This is a genomic window from Comamonas sp. JUb58 (genome assembly GCF_004364775.1).
In the GTDB taxonomy this organism is placed as follows: domain Bacteria; phylum Pseudomonadota; class Gammaproteobacteria; order Burkholderiales; family Burkholderiaceae_C; genus Comamonas.
The window spans coordinates 116,266-133,058 of record NZ_SOAL01000008.1; the positions used below are offsets into that span (position 1 = coordinate 116,266).

Consider the following 16,793-nt stretch of genomic DNA (forward strand, 5'->3'; position numbering starts at 1 on the left):
GAGGGAATCAATATGTCTTGAATCGAAAAATCTATTAATGAATGATAATCATTTTCATTTGTAGAGAGGCTGGAGGAAGCACATGTTTGCATGGTCTCGCAAGCTCGGGGGCGATCTGGTGGTCTCCGCGGGCTGCACGGTGTTGCCCGAGCGGGTGGAGATTCGCAAGCCCATTTTTCGGGGACTGCAGATCATTGTGTCGCTCAACAGCCGGGTGCAGGGCGGTGTCGATGATTACCGGCCTTTTGACATCGACGACTCAGGCACCTTTTTTGTGCTGTGCACCGGTGAGCACGACGGGCTGGACCGTTTTGAGGCCAATGTGCTGCAGCGCCATGTGCGTATCGGGATTGACGCCGATGCCGCCGAGCGCAGCGGCTTCAGTCTGGAGCAGGTGGCGCGCAGCGGTGGCCGGCGGCTGCACCATGAGGAGGTTCTGGTGCTGCAGCAACCGCTGACCTCGGCCTTGCGCGCGGCGGCCATGCAGATTCTGTACTGCCCCTACCAGGAAGGCGCCGTGCGCGATATGTTCCTTGGCGCCAAGAGCATGGAGCTGGCCGCTGCTGCCCTGCAGCGGCCGCTCGCCGGCAACACCGCTGCCAGCGATGGCCAGGATGCCTTGCCCGCTGCCGAGGTGCAGCGCCTGTGGCTGGCGCGTGATCTGCTGCTGGCTCGCGCGCATGAGCCGCCCACCTTGGCCGAGCTGGCCCGCGAGACCGGCACCAATGTGAAGAAGCTCACCACCGGCTTCCGGCGCATGTTTGGCATGAGCGTTTTTGAATACCTGCAGCAGCACCGGCTGCAGGAGGCCTACCGCATGCTGTCCAGCGGCGGCTACACCGTCACCCAGGTCGCCGCCCATGTGGGCTATGCGGTGGCGCACTTCTCGACGGTGTTCCGCCAGCGCTTTGGCATTTCGCCGCGCGAGTTGTTGCGCTAGCAGCATCTACCGCCGGCCCACAAACGAAAGACATAGCGCGGCTGGCGAAAGCCAAAGAGGGAGCAATTTCTTACATTTATTGAGATTGATTCTCATTTTCTGTGGAGATTGTTCTCATGCGCAAGAAACCAGCGGCCAGTGTGGCCGCGCTCGCCCCGGTGGCCTTGGCCGTGGCTGCCCTGGTCGGCTCGGGCCTGGCCCAGGCGGAAGACACCACCTTGTCTACCGTGGAGGTGCGGGCCCAGCAGGCCAAGGACATGCCCACCGAGATCTCCGAAGGCTATACCCCGGCGGGCATTACCGTGGGCAGCAAGCTGCCCGCCACGCTCAAGGAGACGCCGCATTCGGTCTCTGTCATCACCCGCCAGCAGATCGAGGACCAGAACCTGACCTCGCTGGACCAAATCATGGCGCAGACGCCGGGCGTCAGCGTTGACCTCTCGGGCACGGGCGTGATCCCGGCCTTCTACGCACGTGGCTACCCGGTGGAGTATTTCCAGTACGACGGCCTGCCGGTGCAAACCGGCGGTGCCTCCTGGAGCCAGCCCGACATGGTGATGTTCGACCATGTGGAGATGCTGCGCGGTGCCGCAGGCCTGTTCAATGGTGCGGGCCAGCCAGGCGGTGTCATCAACCTGGTGCGCAAGCGCCCGCTGGGCGACCGGCGCTTTACCGGCTCCCTCGGCCTGGGTTCCTGGAACGCGCGTCGGGCAGAGCTGGACTACAGCACGCCGCTGAACAGCGATGGCTCGGTGCGGGGCCGTGTGGCAGCAGCCCTGGACAAGCGCGACTCGCATATCGACTACGCCAACAGCGACCGCCGCTCACTGTATGGCATTGTCGAGGCAGATCTGGGCGCATCCACCACCGTATCGCTGGGCGCCGGCTACCAAAAGCGCGACTGGGTGCCGCCGATGATGGGCGTGCCTCGCTATGCCGACGGGGGCGACCTGAAGCTGCCGCGCAGCACCTTCCTGAGCACCCCTTGGACGCATTGGGATTTCGAGACCACGCAGGTGTTTGCCGACCTGACGCACCGCTTCGACAACGACTGGCAGCTCAAGCTGGCGGCGGTGTCGGACCACGAAACCAGCGATCTCAAGTACGCCTATGTCTCTGGTGCGGTCGATCGCAACACGCTGACCGGTCCACGCATTCTGGGCGGCGCCAATGCCTATGACAACAAGCAGCTGGCGCTCGATGCCATGCTCAGCGGTGGCTTCAACGCCTGGGGCCGGCGCCATGAGCTGGTGCTGGGCGCCAACTGGTACGACCGCAAGGCCAACTCCCAAGGCGGCAGCCTGCCGGGCTTTGGCGGCACGGCGGTGGATGTGATGCACTTCAACCCAGCGGACTACGCGGACCCGGGTGACGTCAGCTGGACCAGCGACAGCCGCGCCAATACCCGACAGCACGGTATTTATGGTGCGACGCGCCTGAAGCTGGCCGACCCCTTGACCCTGCTGCTGGGCGGGCGCTGGAGCTGGTGGGATGTGGAGAACACCAACCTGCGCACCGGCGCCATCACCTCCAGCTACAAGCAAAGCGGCAAGTTCACGCCCTATGGCGGCCTGGTCTATGAACTCAACCCGACCTGGTCCCTGTACGGCAGCTATGCCGAGATCTTCCGGGTGCAAAGCAACCTCAAGGACGAGAGCGGTGCCGGCCTGCCACCGGTGGTGGGTGCCAACTACGAAGCGGGGCTCAAGGGCGCGCTCTATGGCGGCAAGCTCAATGTGGGCATGGCCGTGTTCCGCATTGTTGAAAGCAACCGGGGCGTGCAGGTCTCACCGACGGTGATCGACAACTGCTGCTATGCCAGCAGCGGCAAGGTGCAGAGCCAGGGCTTTGACCTGGAAGCTGCGGGGCAGCTGATGCCAGGCTGGCAGGTGATGGCCGGCTACACCTACAACACGAGCGAGTACAAGCAGGATCCCACAAACCAGGGCCAGCCTTTCCGCAGCATTGCACCGCGCCACCTGCTGCGCCTGTGGAGCAATGTGCGCCTGCCCGGCGCTCTCAATGCCTGGGATGTGGGCGCGGGCCTGAATGCGCAGAGCAGTATTTACAGCGAAGGCGGCAGCCCGGCCATCCGTGCGACGCAGGGCGGCTATGCCGTCGCCAGCATGCGTGTCGGCTACCGCATCAACCCGCACTGGAATCTGGCACTGAATGTGAGCAACCTGTTTGACCGCCGCTACTACACGCGCCTGGGCAGCGGCGGCTTTGGGCCGGCGAACTTTGGCAACGTCTACGGCGAGCCGCGCAACGTACAGGTCACCCTGCGTGCCAAGTTCTGATCTGCGCAGCGCGCCCCTGCAGGGCCGGCGCGCATTGTGGCGCAAGCTGCACCTGTGGCTGGCGCTGCTGCTGGGCTGGGTGTTCGCCTTGCTGGGTGCCAGTGGCGCGGTGCTGGAGCTGCGCGCCCCCTTGCTGCGGTGGGAGGTGGGCGCCCAGGCGCTGCAGCTGCAGGCGCCGCCCGCACCCGGCAGCGCACAGGCCAGCTCCGAGGCCTGGCAGCAGGCCGCCCGCCAGGCTTATCCGCAGTTCGCCCGGGTTCTGGGTGCGGCGCCGCCGCGTGCGGGCTTTCTGACCTCGGACAACGCCCTGGTGTTTGGCCCTGTGCAAGGGCGCCACGCCATGGGCATTGCCATGGTGGATCCCTACAGCGCCGAGCCGCGCGGCTTTTTTGTCTATGACGACCTCTGGCTGGCCAAGGCCGTGGCGCTGCACCGGGGCTTGCTGCTGCCCGGCCCGGCTGGCAGCGTGGCGGTAGCGGCCAGTGGCGTGGTACTGCTGGCTTCGCTGGTCAGCGGCATCTGGCTGTGGTGGCCGCGCAAGGCAACGCGCAAGGCCTGGCGGGCGGCGCTGCTGCCACGCCTGCGCGGCCCCGGCCTGTGGCGCGGGTTGCACAACGCCAGTGCGGGCTGGCTGCTGCTGCCGCTGTTGTTGACCAGCGCCAGCGGCATCTGGCTGGCCCGTCCGGGCTGGTTTGGTGGCAGCGCCAATGGCGCTGCCAAGCAGTGGCTGTCTGCCCTGCACGGGCAGTTGCTGCTGGGCAGCCTGGGGCAAGTGCTGGTCGCGCTGGCGGGTGTGGCGCTGCCCCTGCTGTATGGCACGGGTTTGCTGATGTGGATGCGGGGCCGGCGTGGACCCCGGCGATGAAAGGAAGAAACATGGAAACGGTAAATACAGAGCGGGCAGCCATGCCCAGCGGATGGGCGCGCAGCCTGCGCAGGCTGGGGATCGGCTGCTTGATCGCAGGCGCCATTGCAGGTGGAAGCATGCAGCTTGCCCAGGCCGCGCAGGTGCGTGATCTGGCAGGGCGCGACGTGCAGGTGCCCGACAAGGTGCAGCGCGTGCTGCTGGGCGAGGGACGCTTGATCTATACCTTGGCCATTCTGGAAGACAAGCAGGCCTTTGCGCGCGTGGCCGGCTGGCAGGGTGATTTCCGAGGGTTGGATGTGCAGGGCTATGCCGCCTTTGCGCAGACTTTTCCGCAAGCGGCCCAGGTACCGGTGGTGGGTGGCGCCACGCCCGAGAGCTTTAGCGTGGAAAAAGCGCTGTCGGTGCGTCCGGATGTTGCCTTTATGGCGCTGACCGGTGGGCATGGCCCGGGCCCTGGCAGCGAGGCGGTGCAACAGCTCGAAGCCGCTGGTGTGCCGGTGGTGTTTGTCGATTTCAGCAGCCAGCCGCTGACCCATACCGTACCCAGCCTGCGACTGATGGGCCAGGTGCTGGGCCGCCAGGCGCGAGCGGCGGAGTACATCGCCTTCTATGAGGCGCATGTGGGCCAGGTGCGAGAGCGCGTGGCCAAGGCGGCGGCACAGCCGGGCTTTCGCAGGCCAACGGTGGTGGTCGACATGCTCGCCGGTCTGCGCGACTGCTGCGGCTCGCCTGGCAAGGGCAACCTGGGCCAGATGGTGGAGCTGGCCGGCGGCGAGAACATTGGTGCCGGGCGCATTCCCGGGCCCACCGGCAATCTGAGCACCGAATACATCCTGGCGCGCGACCCGCAGGTCTATGTGGCCACGGGCGTGTTTGCGGCGGGGCAGGGCGGCGTCACCCTGGGCTACCAGGCCACGCCCGAGCAGGCAGGCAGCAGCCTGCGCGAGGTGGCACGCCGGCCTGAGACGCGCGAGCTGAGCGCCGTGCGCCAGGGGCGGGTGCATGGGCTCTGGCATATCTTCTACGACTCGCCTGAGCACCCGATTGCGGTAGAGGCGCTGGCCAAGTGGCTGCACCCCGAGCTGTTTGCCGATCTCGACCCGCAGCGCACCCGGGCCGAGCTGTACCAGCGCTTTATGCCGATACCGATGCGTGGCGTGCTGCTGACGGATGAGGCCGCGGCGCCATGATGGTGGCGCTCCCTTCTGCGGCGGCGCAGTACCTGCGCCGCCGGCGCCAGCGTGTGCTGTTGCTGGGCCTGTTGGCCTTGGCCTTGCTTGCCAGTGTGGCGCTTGATATAGCGACTGGTCCCTCAGGCATGGGTCTGGGCCGGCTGCTGCAGATCTTGCGTGATCCTGGCAGCGTGCCGCGCGTGGAGGCAGTGATCGTCTGGAACGTGCGCCTGCCTTATGCGCTGATGGCCGTGCTGGTGGGCGCGGCGCTGGCCTTGGCAGGGGTAGAGATGCAGACCGTGCTGGACAACCCGCTGGCCAGCCCCTTCACCTTGGGCGTTTCGGCGGCCGCGGCCTTTGGCGCGGCCTTGGCCATTGTGCTGGGACTGCGCTTGCCTGGCGTGCCGCCCGCCTATGTGGTGGCGGTCAATGCCTTTGTCTTTGCACTGGCCTCGGTGGGCCTGTTGTACCTGCTGGCGGTATGGCGCGGTTTTGGGGTGGAAAGCCTGGTGCTGTTTGGCATTGCGCTGGTGTTCAGCTTCAATGCGCTGGTGGCCTTGCTGCAGTTTGTGGCCAGCCAGGACAGCTTGCAGCAGCTGGTGTTCTGGACCATGGGCTCGTTGGCACGCGCCTCCTGGGACAAGCTGGCCATTCTGGCTGCCGTGCTGGCGCTGTGCCTGCCACTGGCCTGGCGCCAGTCCTGGGCGATGACGGCGCTGAGCCTGGGCGAGGACCGGGCACGCAGCTTCGGCCTGCCGGTAGGGCGCATGCGCGCCGGCGCGCTGCTGCGCATCAGCCTGCTGTCGGGGGTGGCGGTGGCCTTTGTCGGCACCATCGGCTTTGTGGGTCTGGTGGCACCCCATATCGCCCGCATGCTGGTGGGAGAGGACCACCGCGTGCTGCTGCCCGCGTCGGCACTGGCCGGGGCGCTGATCCTGTCGATGGCCTCGGTGGCTAGCAAGACCTTGATCGACGGAGTGCTGGTGCCGGTAGGCATCGTCACGGCGCTGGTGGGGATACCGTTTTTCATGGCCATCGTGGCCCGTACCCGAAAGGCGGCAGCATGAGCCCAACGAAGGATGCCGGCCTGCGCGTGCAAGGGCTGCAGATGCGCTATGGCGCGCAGACCGTGCTGCAAGGGCTGTCGCTGCCGCTGCTATCGCCCGGTCAGGTCCATGCCTTGATTGGGCCCAATGCGGCGGGCAAATCCACGCTGCTGCGGGGCTTGGCAGGCTTGCAGGCCGCGCAGGGCCAGGTCTGGCTGGATGGCGAAGACATCAGCGGCTGGGCGCCAGCAAGGCGGGCGCAGCGCCTCGTCTACCTGCCGCAAAGCCTGCCTACGCGCACGGGCTTGGCGGTGTTCGAAGCCGTGCTGAGTGCGGCCATGGCCGGCCGCCGCGGCCGGAGCGCGGATGCGCTGACCCAGGTGGAATCGGTGTTGCAGCGGCTGGATCTGATCGAACTGGCCAGCCGGCCGCTGCTCAGCCTCTCGGGCGGGCAGCGCCAGTTGGTGGGCCTGGCCCAGGCCTTGGTGCGGCGCCCGCGCGTGTTGCTGCTGGACGAGCCCACCAGTGCGCTCGACCTGTACCACCAGCACCTGGTGCTGGAGCGTGTGCGGCAAGAGGCCCGCGACCAGGACATGGCCGTGTTGACGGTGCTGCATGACCTGCCACTGGCGCTGGCCCGGGCTGACCAGGTACTGGTGCTGGACCAGGGCCGGCTGCTGGCAGCGGGCCCCCCTGCGCAGGTGATTGCCCCGGCGCTGCTGGCCAAGGTGTACCGGGTGGATGCCGTGGTAGGCGATCTGGCTGGCCACCCGGCGCTGGCCGTTGCGGGGGCGCTGTGATGCTGCGGTCCATCCAGGTGCAGATGCTGCGCGACGTTCGGCTGCGCATTGCGCAGTGCATTGTCTGGGGGCTGGTGGTGCAGGCCTTGTATGTGCTGCAGGGGCTGGGCCTGGCCTGGGCCATGGCCGTGGTGCTGCGGCAGGCACCGTTGGCGCAGGCACTGCCCGGTCTGCTGCTGGCCCTGGCCGCGATTGCGGTGCGGGCCGTTTGTGTCTGGGCGGCTGAGCTGGCGGCAGACGCCTTGGGTCAGCGCTTCAAGGCGCGGCTGCGTGCCGACATACTGGCGCAGATGGTGCGACTGGGGCCTGCCGGCATGCCGGGTCAGCGCAATGGAGCGCTGCAACTGGCAGCCGTCGCTGGGGTGGAGACGCTGGAGAGCTACTACAGCCGTTACCTGCCCGCGCTGGGCGTAGCGCTGCTGGGGGTGGCCGCTGTGCTGGCGCTGTTGGCCTGGGTCGACCCGGTCACGGCCGGCGTGCTGGCGCTGTTTGCGCTGGCCCAGCCGCTGATTGAGTTGCTGTGGATGCGGCGGCAGATGCCGGTGGCATCGGGGGTGTTTGCGGCGATGGCGGCGTTTGCTGCGGCGCTGCTCGATGCCTTACAGGGCCTGGTCACCTTGAAGGCGTTTGGCGCCTCAGCCCGCTGGCGGGATGACCTGGCCCAGCATGCATCCCACCTGCGGACTGCGTCGATGGACGCGCTGCGGGCGACCTTGGCGCGCACGGGGCTCAGCACCTTGGTCGGCCTGGGTGGGATAGCGACGGTGCTGGCGCTCAATACCGCGCGCTTGGCCGCCGGGGACTTGGCGGCACCGGCCTTGCTGCTGAGCCTGTTGCTGGCCCGCGAGGTGTTCCGCCCCTTGGATCGGCTGGAGAAAGCCTTCCATGCTGTCTGGATGGCGGCAGGTGCCTGGGAGCCCATTGCGCAGTTGATGGCTGCCGCGCCTGCCGTGGCCGACCCGCCATGCCCCGCGCCGGGATGCCCCACGCCGGGATGCCCCGTGCCTATGCCTGCGGGCCATGCCATTGCCTTTGAGAAGGTCAGCTTTCGCTACCCAGGTGCAGAGGCATGGGCTTTGAAGGATTTTTCGCTGCAGATCGCCGAAGGCGAATTTGTGGCCCTGGTCGGTGCGTCGGGCGCAGGCAAGTCGAGTGTTGCAGCCTTGTTGCTGCGCTTCTTTGATCCCGAGCATGGGAGTGTGCGCCTGGGCGGCTGCGATCTGCGCGAGCTGTCCCTGGCGCAACTGCGCTCGCGCATGGCCTGGGTGCCGCAGGACAGCAGCTTGCTGGCCGGCAGCGTTGCCCGCAATCTGCGCCTGGGCCAGCCCGGCGCGGGACTGCAGGCGCTACAGCAGGCTACGCTTGCTGCGGGGGTGGCGGAAGACATCCAGCGCATGCCCCAGGGCTACGACAGCCCCGTGGGCGAGGGTGGTAGCCGGCTCTCTGGCGGGCAGCGGCAACGGCTGGCGCTGGCCCGTGCGCTGCTGCGCGATGCAGCGGTGCTGGTGCTGGACGAGCCCAGCGCCCACCTCGATGCTGCTGCGCAAGCGCATGCGATGCAGACCCTGGCGCAGCTTCGCGGGCACTGCAGCATCCTGATGGTGGCGCACCGGCTGGAGACGGTGCGCGATGCCGACCGGATCGTGGTGCTGGCGCAAGGTGGGGTGGTCGAAGAGGGCAGCCACAGCGAACTGGCGCAGCGCCCTGGCAGTGCCTATGCCAGCCTGATGGCAGCGCAGCGGCTGGAAACACAGCGTTTGAAGGGAGGGCCGCGATGAGATGGTCTTTGCCGCAAGAGCTGCGGGATCTGATGGCCCCCGTGCAAGGGCAGCGCAGGCGACTGGCCTGGGCCCTGCTGGCTTGTTTGGTAGCTGCAGGCGCCAGCTTGGCCGCCCTGGCTATTGCGGCCTGGTTGGTGGGGCAGGCCTTGGTGGGGACAGGCTGGGCAGCGCTGCAAGCTGGCGCCTGGGCCTTGGCACTGGCCGTATTGACGGCTGCGCTAGGGCGTTGGTGGCAATCGCTGGCCTCGCATGCGCTGGCCTTTGCGTTGATCGAAACCCTGCAAATGGGCATTTATGACGGTCTGGAGCGGGCCAGCCCCGCGCGCTTGCCTGGACAGCGCAGCGGTGATCAGGCCGCCACTGCCACAGCCGATGCTGAATTGATGGAGAGCCTCTACGCCCATATGCTGGGCGATCTGGTGGGGGCGCTGGCGGTGCCCTTGGCGGGCCTGGTGCTGCTGGCCTGGCTGCATCCGGCGCTGGCACTGCTATGGCTGCCGTTTGCGCCCGCGCTGGTGGCCGCGCCGCTGTGGCTGGCCCGGCGCGCGGCCCGGCAAGCGGCGCGCCAGGCGCGGGCCATGGGGCGGCTCAATGCTGATGTGGTAGAAGGCCTGCAAGCCCAAGCCGAGCTGGCCGCATTTGGCCAGCAGGGCCGTTGGCTGGAGCGCATGGCCCGGGCCACCCGTGCGCTGGCTGCGCGGCAGCGCCAAATGGCATCGCGTGCGGGGGCGGAGCAGGCATTGATTGATGCACTGCTGGCGCTGGCTGCCATGGCGGTGGCCAGCCTGGCGGCCTGCCTGGTCGCGCAAGGCCGTTTGGCACCTGCCCTGCTGCCACTGGCCGTGGTGCTGGCCGCTGCGGCTTTGGCGCCGCTGGCCGAGCTGGCCCAGACCGCGCGGCGCCTGGGTGATGTGCGGGCCAGCGCGCAGCGGGTGCTGGCCTTGCTGCGCCAGCCTGCGCTGGTGGCGGACCAAGGCAGGGGCGCAAGCCCGCAGACCAGCGAGCTCTGCTTTGACCAGGTGGAGTTTCAGTACCCAGGCGGACCGCCGGTGCTGCGGGGGCTGAGCTTTGTCCTGCAGCCGGGCGAATGCCTGGCGCTGGCCGGGCCCTCGGGGGCGGGCAAGAGCAGCTGCGTGCATCTGCTGCTGCGCCTGCTGGAGCCTGATGCCGGCGCGATCCGCATCGGCGGCAGCGATCTGCGTGACTTGCCGCTGGCCGGCTTGCGCAGCCTGGTGGCAGCCGTGCCGCAGGACCTGCACCTGTTTGCGATCAGCGTGGCGGACAACATCCGCCTGGGCCGGCCCTCGGCATCGATGGACGAGGTGCGCGATGCAGCCACTCTGGCGCAGGCCCATGGCTTTATCACTGCCTTGCCCCAGGGCTATGACAGCCCTTGCGGCGAGCGGGGCAGCCAGCTCTCGCGCGGCCAGCGCCAGCGCATAGCCATCGCGCGGGCTTTGCTGCTGCACACGCCCATCTTGGTGCTGGACGAGGCCACCTCCAGCCTGGATGCCGACACGGAGCTGGCGCTGGGCCAGACCATTGCGGGGCTCAAGCGCAGCGGCCGGGCCGTGCTGCTGGTGGCGCACCGGGCCTCGACCTTGCGCCATGCCGATCGCGTGGTGTGGCTGCCTGGCGCTTGAGGCCCTTTAATGCCCCGCCAGCGCATGGAGCGTGCCAGGCGCCTGCCTGGCACTGAGCCGGGTGAGCAGCAGCAATACCACCGAGGCCAGCAGCATGAAGGCCAGCCAGGGTGTGGTGCCCAGCACCACCACCTTGCCGGCCAGCGGCGTGGCGGCCGAGGAAATGCTGAGCTGGAAGGCGCCCAGCAGCGCGGCGGTGGAGCCCAGCGCGCTGTGCTGCGAGCCCATGGCCATCGACATCAAGGTCGCCTCGGCCATGCCCAGGCCCAACATGGCGATGAACATGCCCAGCACGATGCCGGGCAGGCCCAGCTGCGCGGCAGCGGCGGCCAGGGCAAGGCCGGAGCCGGCCACCATCAGCAGCGCGCCGATGAGCGCCAGCCGGGCCACGCCGGCGCGCTGCACCAGCTTGCCGCTGCTCATCGCGCCCAGCAGCACCGCAACGCCGGTGGCGCCAAAGACCAGGCCAAAGCGGTCCGGGCTGAGTCCAAAGCGCTGCTGGTAGATCAGGGAGGCACCCGCTATGTAGATGAACAGCACAAAGAAGGCGCTGGACAGGGCCAGTACGGGCAGCAGGAACGCGCGGTCGCAGGCAATGCGGGCATAGGTGTTGGCCACGGAGCGCAGCCGCAGCGGCAAGCGGGCTGCGCGCGGCAGCGTCTCGGGCAGCGCGATGGCGCTGTTCAGCAACACCAGCAGGCCCATGGCCCCCAGCACAAGCATGACGCCGCGCCAGCCGTAGTGCACATCCACATAGCCGCCCACGGCCGGCGCCAGCACGGGCGCCAGGCCTTCGATGGTCATCAGCAAGGCAAACAGCTGGGCGGCGCGCGCGCCCTTGGCCACATCGCGCACCGAGCTCATCACCACCACCAGGGTGAGCGCGCCTGCCAGCCCTTGCACAAAGCGGCTGGTCAGCAAGACGCCGATGGAGGGCGCCTGGCTGGCCCAGAGCGAGGCCAGCGCAAAGGCCAGCAGCCCCGCCAGCAGCGGCCGGCGGCGGCCAAAGGCGTCGACGATGGGGCCAAACAGCAGCTGGCCCAGGCCCATGGCGAGCAGGAACACGGTCAGGGTCAGCTGCACCTGGGCATAGGGCACGGCCAGTTCGCTGGCGATCTCAGGCATCGAGGCCAGGTACATGTCGGTGGCGGAGGGGCCGAGCACGGCAATCAGCGCGAGGGAAGCGGCAAAGCGCAGGCCGCTGCCGGGTGGGTTGGAGTCTTGAGTCATGGAAGGGTGTGCTGTAGCAGCATGGAAATAGGGAGGATGTGGTGGGGTGCAGTGGCCGGCATCAGGGCTCGGCACTTGCAGAGACGAGCGCGATCAGCGCCAGCGCGGCAGAACTGAGGCCGGCGAGGCCCGCCACGGTGAGTAGCGCCAGGTAATCCCGGCGGTCAATACGGCCGGCGCGGCCTTGCCAGGCGGCGAGCAGCAGCGATCCGGTCCAGAGCGCCAGGGCGATGGAGGCCTGCTTCATCGCAGGGCCTTGGGCGTGTGTGAGCGCAAGGCACGCAGGCGCATGCCGATGCGCTGCCGCAGCGGCCCCAGGGTGGCAAACAAGGAGGAGGGAGGAGGCAAGACAGGGTCCTTTCTGGGAAAAATGCCGCAGGAAGGCCCTTGAAAATACAAATGCCGCCCGTGCGGCGGCATCGTTTCAAATGGGAATAGGAAATCGTGCCGCGCTTAGGAAGCGAGGCGGTACAGCACTGCGAAGGCGTACGAGATGATGACCATAGGGGGCGGATTATAGCGAGGGTTCTGCGAGATGCAAGCCGCTACAGCAGCACCAGTGCAGAGGCCAGCGCCACGCCCGCCAGGCCCAGCCAGGCATAGCGGGCGCTGCGCAGGCTGAACACCCAGAGGGCCGCGACGGTGTAGAACACAAAGCCCAGCAAGCTGGCAGCCAACACCGCTTCTGCCGCCGACAGACCGCTGAATCGGGGCAAGAGCACCGCTAGGGCGGCGGCAAGCAATCCGGCCACAGCATAGCCGCCCAGGCAAGCAGCCAGCACGCGGCTGCTGACTTGCAGGCGGTAGCGCAGGCCAACCGTGGGTGCCTTGGCTGCCTTTGTCGGCTTTGTGGGGGTGGCTTGGGCTTGCCAGGCCCGCTGCAGCTTCCAGGCCATGCCGACCAGCACCAGCCCGAACGCCATGGCGACCAGCTCCACACTGGCGCTTTGCCAGTCGCCCACCTGCGCGTACTGCCAGGCGCTGAGGCCGGTGCTGGCCAGGTTCAGCAGCGGCAGCAGCAGGCAGAGCGCGCCTGCCAATGCTAGCTGCTCCACCCAGGCGCGCGCCGGGGGCCGGCAGGCGGCATGCAGACCGCTGGCCGCCCAGATCAGCAGGAAGCCGCGAATCTCCCACAACTCGCGCCCCGGCATGGCGGCCGGCAGCAGGCGGTTGAGCCAGAAGTAGCCAATACTGGCCAGCGCGATGCCAGCCAAGGCGGCCACGTTCAGGCTCTCGACCAGGCGGTAGACACCGGCCGTGGCGACGCCAAATTCCATCGCTGACTTTTTGCGGCGCTTGACCATGAAGAGCACGGTGCCCGTGGCCATCATCGCGGTGCCCATCAGCCCAAAGACAAAGTACATCCAGCGCAGGGTCCAGCCGCCAAAGCTGGCCACATGCAGTGCTTCAAGCACCGGGTGGATCTGGCCGCTGTGGGTGGGGGCCTGGGGGGCTGGGTTGCGCAGCTGCAGCACGGCGCCCGTCACGCCGTCAAAGCTGACCTGACCGGCCTGGTTGAGGAGGGTCTGGCTGTCCTCCGGCGCCTGGTTGAAGATGCGCACCGTCATCGAGACATCACCAGGCCGCTCGATAAACAGCATGCGCGGGCTGCGGCCGGTCAGCTGCCGCGCCTGGTCCAGCAGCAGTGCCAGATCCTGCATGGCAGCGGGCTGGCCCTGCAGGCTGCGGCGTGGCGCTGCGGCCTCGGACGAGAGCTCGCCCTGGTAACGCGCCTGGGCCAGGGGGCTGTCGCCATACACCGCGCGCAGCGGCCAAGGCATGTAGCTGCTGTAGAAGTAGGCCAGGCCGGTGTAGGCAATCATGAACAGAAAGGGCAGCGCCAGCACGCCGGTCGCGTTGTGCGCATCCAGCCAGGAGCGCTGGCCCTTGCCCAGGCGCAGGGTAAAAAAGTCGGCAAAGATGCGGCGGTGCACGACCACGCCAGAGACCAGTGCGACCAGCATGCACATGGCCATGCCTCCCACCAGCCAAAAGCCAAAGTTGCCAGCATGCAGGCTGTAGTGAAAGCTCATGAAGTGGCGGCCGCCCTCCGTCTTGCGGCCCCAGGGCTGGGGCAGCAGGGAGCCGGTTGCCGGGTCCATAGCCGCGGTTTGCAGGCCGCCGCGCTGGGCGCCTGCCGGTTGCCAGGCGAGCAGCAAGGCATCGCCCGCTTGCTGGGGCAGCTCGATGCGCCAGAAGCGGGCGCTAGCGGCCTCGGCTGCCAGATAGCGGGCGGCCTGCTGCAGCGCCGGCTGCCCGGCGGCAGGCGCGGCGGCCACGGCGGGCTGGGCCTGCATCCAGCGCGTGATGGGCGCGCGGAACACACTCAATGTGCCGGTCAGAAAGATCGCGCACAGCAGCCAGCCGCTGACCAGGCCGCACCAGGTGTGCAGCCAGGCCATGCGCTTGCGAAACTCGCCTTCCATCTGCTGCTGTGCAGGATCAGAACGAGGCGCGCAGGGTCAGCATGAAGTTGCGGGGATCGCCATAGTGGCTGCTGTTGACCAGGTTGCCGATCGACGAGTAGTAGTGCTTGTCGAACATGTTGTTGAAGTTCAGGCTCAGCTGCCATTTGGGGTCGATCTGGTAGCGCACATAGCTGCTCCAGACGGCGCGGCCGGGCGCATTGAGGCTGATGGCACCGATCTTGCGGTAGGAGGCGCTCTGGGTGTTGACGCCGCCGCCGATGGTCAGCGCGCTCCAAGCGCCGGGCAGGCGGTAGGTGGTCCACAGGCGCAGCAGGTGCTTGGGCGTGTAGCTGTTGAAGTCCAGCCCTTCGTTGTAGACGTCGCGCTTGTAGACGTTGCGGTTGAAGGTATAGCCGGCAAACAGGTTCCAGCCCCGGGTCAGCTCGCCGCTGATCTCGGCGTCAAAGCCCTGGCTGCGCACCTGGCCGTCATCGGTGTAGCAGTAGTAGCCGTCGCGGCAGTCGGGTCCCGAGGCGATGTCTTCGGTGGCGCGGTTCTTCTGGTTCACGCGGTACAGCGCAAACGAGGTATTGGCGCGGCCGCCCAGGATTTCGCCTTTGACACCCACTTCATAGGTGGCACCCTGGATAGGCTTGAGGTTCTGGCCTGCCGCGTTCAGCGACCACTGGGGGTTGAAGATGTCGGCATAGCTGGCGTAGGCAGACCACTCGGGGTTGAGGGCGTAGATCAGGCCGGCATAGGGCAGAAAGCGCGTATTGGCCTGGTGGGTGGAGGACGAGACCACGGTACCCGTGGTGGTGGTGATCGTGTCGAAATCGGTCTTGTAGTTGCCCAGGCGCCCGCCCAGCACCAGCTTGAGCGGATCGGTCAGTTGCAGGCGCAACGCGCCATAAGCGCCCATCTGGCGTGTCTTGCCCAAAGTACGTTCAGTGTTGGCGTAGCGAATGGCTTCGTTGCTGGGCTCGCTGCGGAAGGGGTCCGGGTCAAAGACATTGATGGGGACTGCCGGGGTGATCGAGCTGTAGTCGCTGGTGACGCGGCCCTGGCTGTAGCTGGTGCCCAGCACCAGCTGGTGATCGCGCCCCAGTGCGCTGAAATCGCCGGTCAGGCTGGCGTCCAGACCCGAGGCGCTCTGGTCGGCCTGGGTCAGGTTGGCGACGGTGGCGCCCATGCCGGTGGCAGCTGCCACCGCCCGCAGAGACGCGGCGTATTTCATGTCCAGCTTTTCCTTGACATGCAGGGCCGAGACCTTGGCGCGCCAGTGGCTGTTGAACTCGTGGGAGAGGTCGGCGTAGAGCGTCTGGGTATTGTTGTTCTGGCGGTTCCAGCTGGCGCCCAGGTAGGTGGAGCGGGGCAGCCCGATGTCGCGGCCATCGCTGTAGTGCGGCAGGCCCGAGATAAAGGGCCGGCCCTTGAAAGACTCGTAGCTGGCACCCACGCTGACCTGGGTCTGGGGCGAGATGTCGTATTCCAAGGTGCCATACAGCGTGGCATTGCGCTGGTTGGCGAAGTCGATGAAGGAATGCTGGTCGTCCACATCGACCACGGCACGGCCTCGCAGGCTGCCGTCGGCATTCAGCGCGCCGCTGCCATCCACCTGGGCGCCATAGCGTTCCCAGGATCCGGCTTTGGTGGTGACCGTGACCCCGCCTTCTTTGAGCGGGCGCTTGCGCACGAAGTTGACGGCACCGCTCGGGTCGCCCCCGCCCTGCATCAGGCCGGCCGAGCCGCGCAGCACCTCGGCGCGGTCATAGATGGCCGTGCCGCCCTGGTAGTTGCTGGCGCGGCCGTAGAGCCGCTGCACATTGACCCCGTCGTACTGGATGGTGGCCATGCTGAAGCCGCGCGAGTAGATGTACTTTCCGCCCTGCGGGCTTTGCAGCAGGGTGATGCCGGTGGTGCTGCCCAGCGCGTCATAGACCGAGGTGGCGTTTTGCTCATCCATCAGCTGGCGGGTGACCACGCTGATGGACTGGGGAATGTCCTTGAGGGCCTGCTCCCCTTTGCCGATGGTGACTGCACGCGGGGTGTAGGAGCCGGTTTGCTCGGTGGTGGCGTTGCGTATCGCTGGCGCGGTCACGCGGATTTCGTTGAGGGTCAGGCCGCCAGCAGCAGTATCGCTGCTGACGGTCGTGGCGCTGGCCTTAGGTGCCGCGCGCAGCGCCCAGGTGCTGCCATCGATCTTGACCAGCTCCAGCCCGCTGCCCGCCAGCGCAGCACGGGCCGCATCCTCGGGGGCATAGCTGCCGCGCAGCGCAGGGGCAGTGCGGCCTTGCACCAGGTTGGCATCCATGCTGATCTGCTGGCCGCTTTGCGAGGCGATGCGCGCCAGGGTACTGCCCAGGGGCTGGGCGGGCAGGTCATAGGTTTGTACGGCAGCGGCCCGGGTTGTTTGGGCTTGTGCGGGCAGAGCGCAGGCTATGGCAGCGGCCAGTGCGAGTGCGCCCATGTGTGCAGTGGGCATGGCGGGCAAGCGGCGGATAGGCATAAGTTCCTTGGATGGAAAGATAGAAAAATCGAGGCTTCCAAGGTATGTAGAACGAGCCCGGAAAAGTGTTCATTTATTTTTGAAGGGCGGGGCCGA

The 16,793-nt window shown here is 67.4% G+C and carries 12 protein-coding genes; 8 read left to right on the forward strand and 4 right to left on the reverse strand.

What is annotated here, in order from left to right; translation table 11 throughout:
• The first annotated feature begins 82 nt into the window (after nucleotides 1–82).
• The 8 genes from EDF71_RS10465 to EDF71_RS10500 all read left to right on the forward strand — a co-directional run bounded on the left by EDF71_RS10465 (nucleotide 83) and on the right by EDF71_RS10500 (nucleotide 10,550).
• On the forward strand, nucleotides 83–940 hold the full coding sequence (locus EDF71_RS10465) for an AraC family transcriptional regulator (RefSeq protein WP_133856525.1): 858 nt from the start codon (nucleotides 83–85) through the stop codon (nucleotides 938–940).
• Between the two features lie 116 nt (nucleotides 941–1,056).
• On the forward strand, nucleotides 1,057–3,240 hold the full coding sequence (locus EDF71_RS10470; protein WP_133856526.1) for a TonB-dependent siderophore receptor: 2,184 nt from the start codon (nucleotides 1,057–1,059) through the stop codon (nucleotides 3,238–3,240).
• A complete protein-coding gene (locus EDF71_RS10475) occupies nucleotides 3,227–4,105 on the forward strand; it encodes a PepSY-associated TM helix domain-containing protein (RefSeq protein ID WP_208301026.1) in 879 nt (292 codons plus the stop codon). Before EDF71_RS10470 ends, EDF71_RS10475 begins: the two co-directional genes overlap by 14 nt.
• A 119-nt stretch (nucleotides 4,106–4,224) precedes the next feature.
• Entirely contained in the window at nucleotides 4,225–5,298 is a 1,074-nt protein-coding gene (locus EDF71_RS10480) for an ABC transporter substrate-binding protein (protein ID WP_208301027.1), read from the forward strand.
• Nucleotides 5,298–6,347, forward strand: coding sequence for an iron ABC transporter permease (locus EDF71_RS10485; RefSeq protein ID WP_208301032.1), 1,050 nt, complete (start codon nucleotides 5,298–5,300; stop codon nucleotides 6,345–6,347). Before EDF71_RS10480 ends, EDF71_RS10485 begins: the two co-directional genes overlap by 1 nt.
• Nucleotides 6,344–7,126, forward strand: coding sequence for an ABC transporter ATP-binding protein (locus EDF71_RS25565; RefSeq protein WP_133856528.1), 783 nt, complete (start codon nucleotides 6,344–6,346; stop codon nucleotides 7,124–7,126). The genes EDF71_RS10485 and EDF71_RS25565 overlap by 4 nt, the downstream gene beginning before the upstream one ends.
• Nucleotides 7,126–8,904, forward strand: coding sequence for an ABC transporter ATP-binding protein (locus tag EDF71_RS10495; protein ID WP_133856529.1), 1,779 nt, complete (start codon nucleotides 7,126–7,128; stop codon nucleotides 8,902–8,904). The genes EDF71_RS25565 and EDF71_RS10495 overlap by 1 nt, the downstream gene beginning before the upstream one ends.
• Nucleotides 8,901–10,550, forward strand: coding sequence for an ABC transporter ATP-binding protein (locus EDF71_RS10500; RefSeq protein WP_133856530.1), 1,650 nt, complete (start codon nucleotides 8,901–8,903; stop codon nucleotides 10,548–10,550). Before EDF71_RS10495 ends, EDF71_RS10500 begins: the two co-directional genes overlap by 4 nt.
• Before the next feature lie 6 nt (nucleotides 10,551–10,556).
• Here EDF71_RS10500 and EDF71_RS10505 read toward each other — a convergent pair whose 3' ends face one another.
• From EDF71_RS10505 to EDF71_RS10520, 4 genes are all read right to left on the reverse strand, one after another.
• Entirely contained in the window at nucleotides 10,557–11,780 is a 1,224-nt protein-coding gene (locus tag EDF71_RS10505; protein WP_133856531.1) for a multidrug effflux MFS transporter, read from the reverse strand.
• Nucleotides 11,781–11,841: 61 nt separating this feature from the next.
• Nucleotides 11,842–12,027 (reverse strand): hypothetical protein, encoded by a 186-nt coding sequence (locus EDF71_RS10510; RefSeq protein WP_133856532.1) that lies wholly within the window; start codon nucleotides 12,025–12,027, stop codon nucleotides 11,842–11,844.
• Between the two features lie 298 nt (nucleotides 12,028–12,325).
• The gene (locus EDF71_RS10515; protein ID WP_133856533.1) at nucleotides 12,326–14,206 is read right to left on the reverse strand and encodes a PepSY-associated TM helix domain-containing protein; all 1,881 of its coding nucleotides are present in this window, start codon (nucleotides 14,204–14,206) and stop codon (nucleotides 12,326–12,328) included.
• 16 nt (nucleotides 14,207–14,222) lie between these two features.
• Complete coding sequence (locus EDF71_RS10520; protein ID WP_133856534.1) at nucleotides 14,223–16,673, reverse strand: TonB-dependent siderophore receptor; 2,451 nt, start codon at nucleotides 16,671–16,673, stop codon at nucleotides 14,223–14,225.
• Between the last annotated feature and the right edge of the window lie 120 nt (nucleotides 16,674–16,793).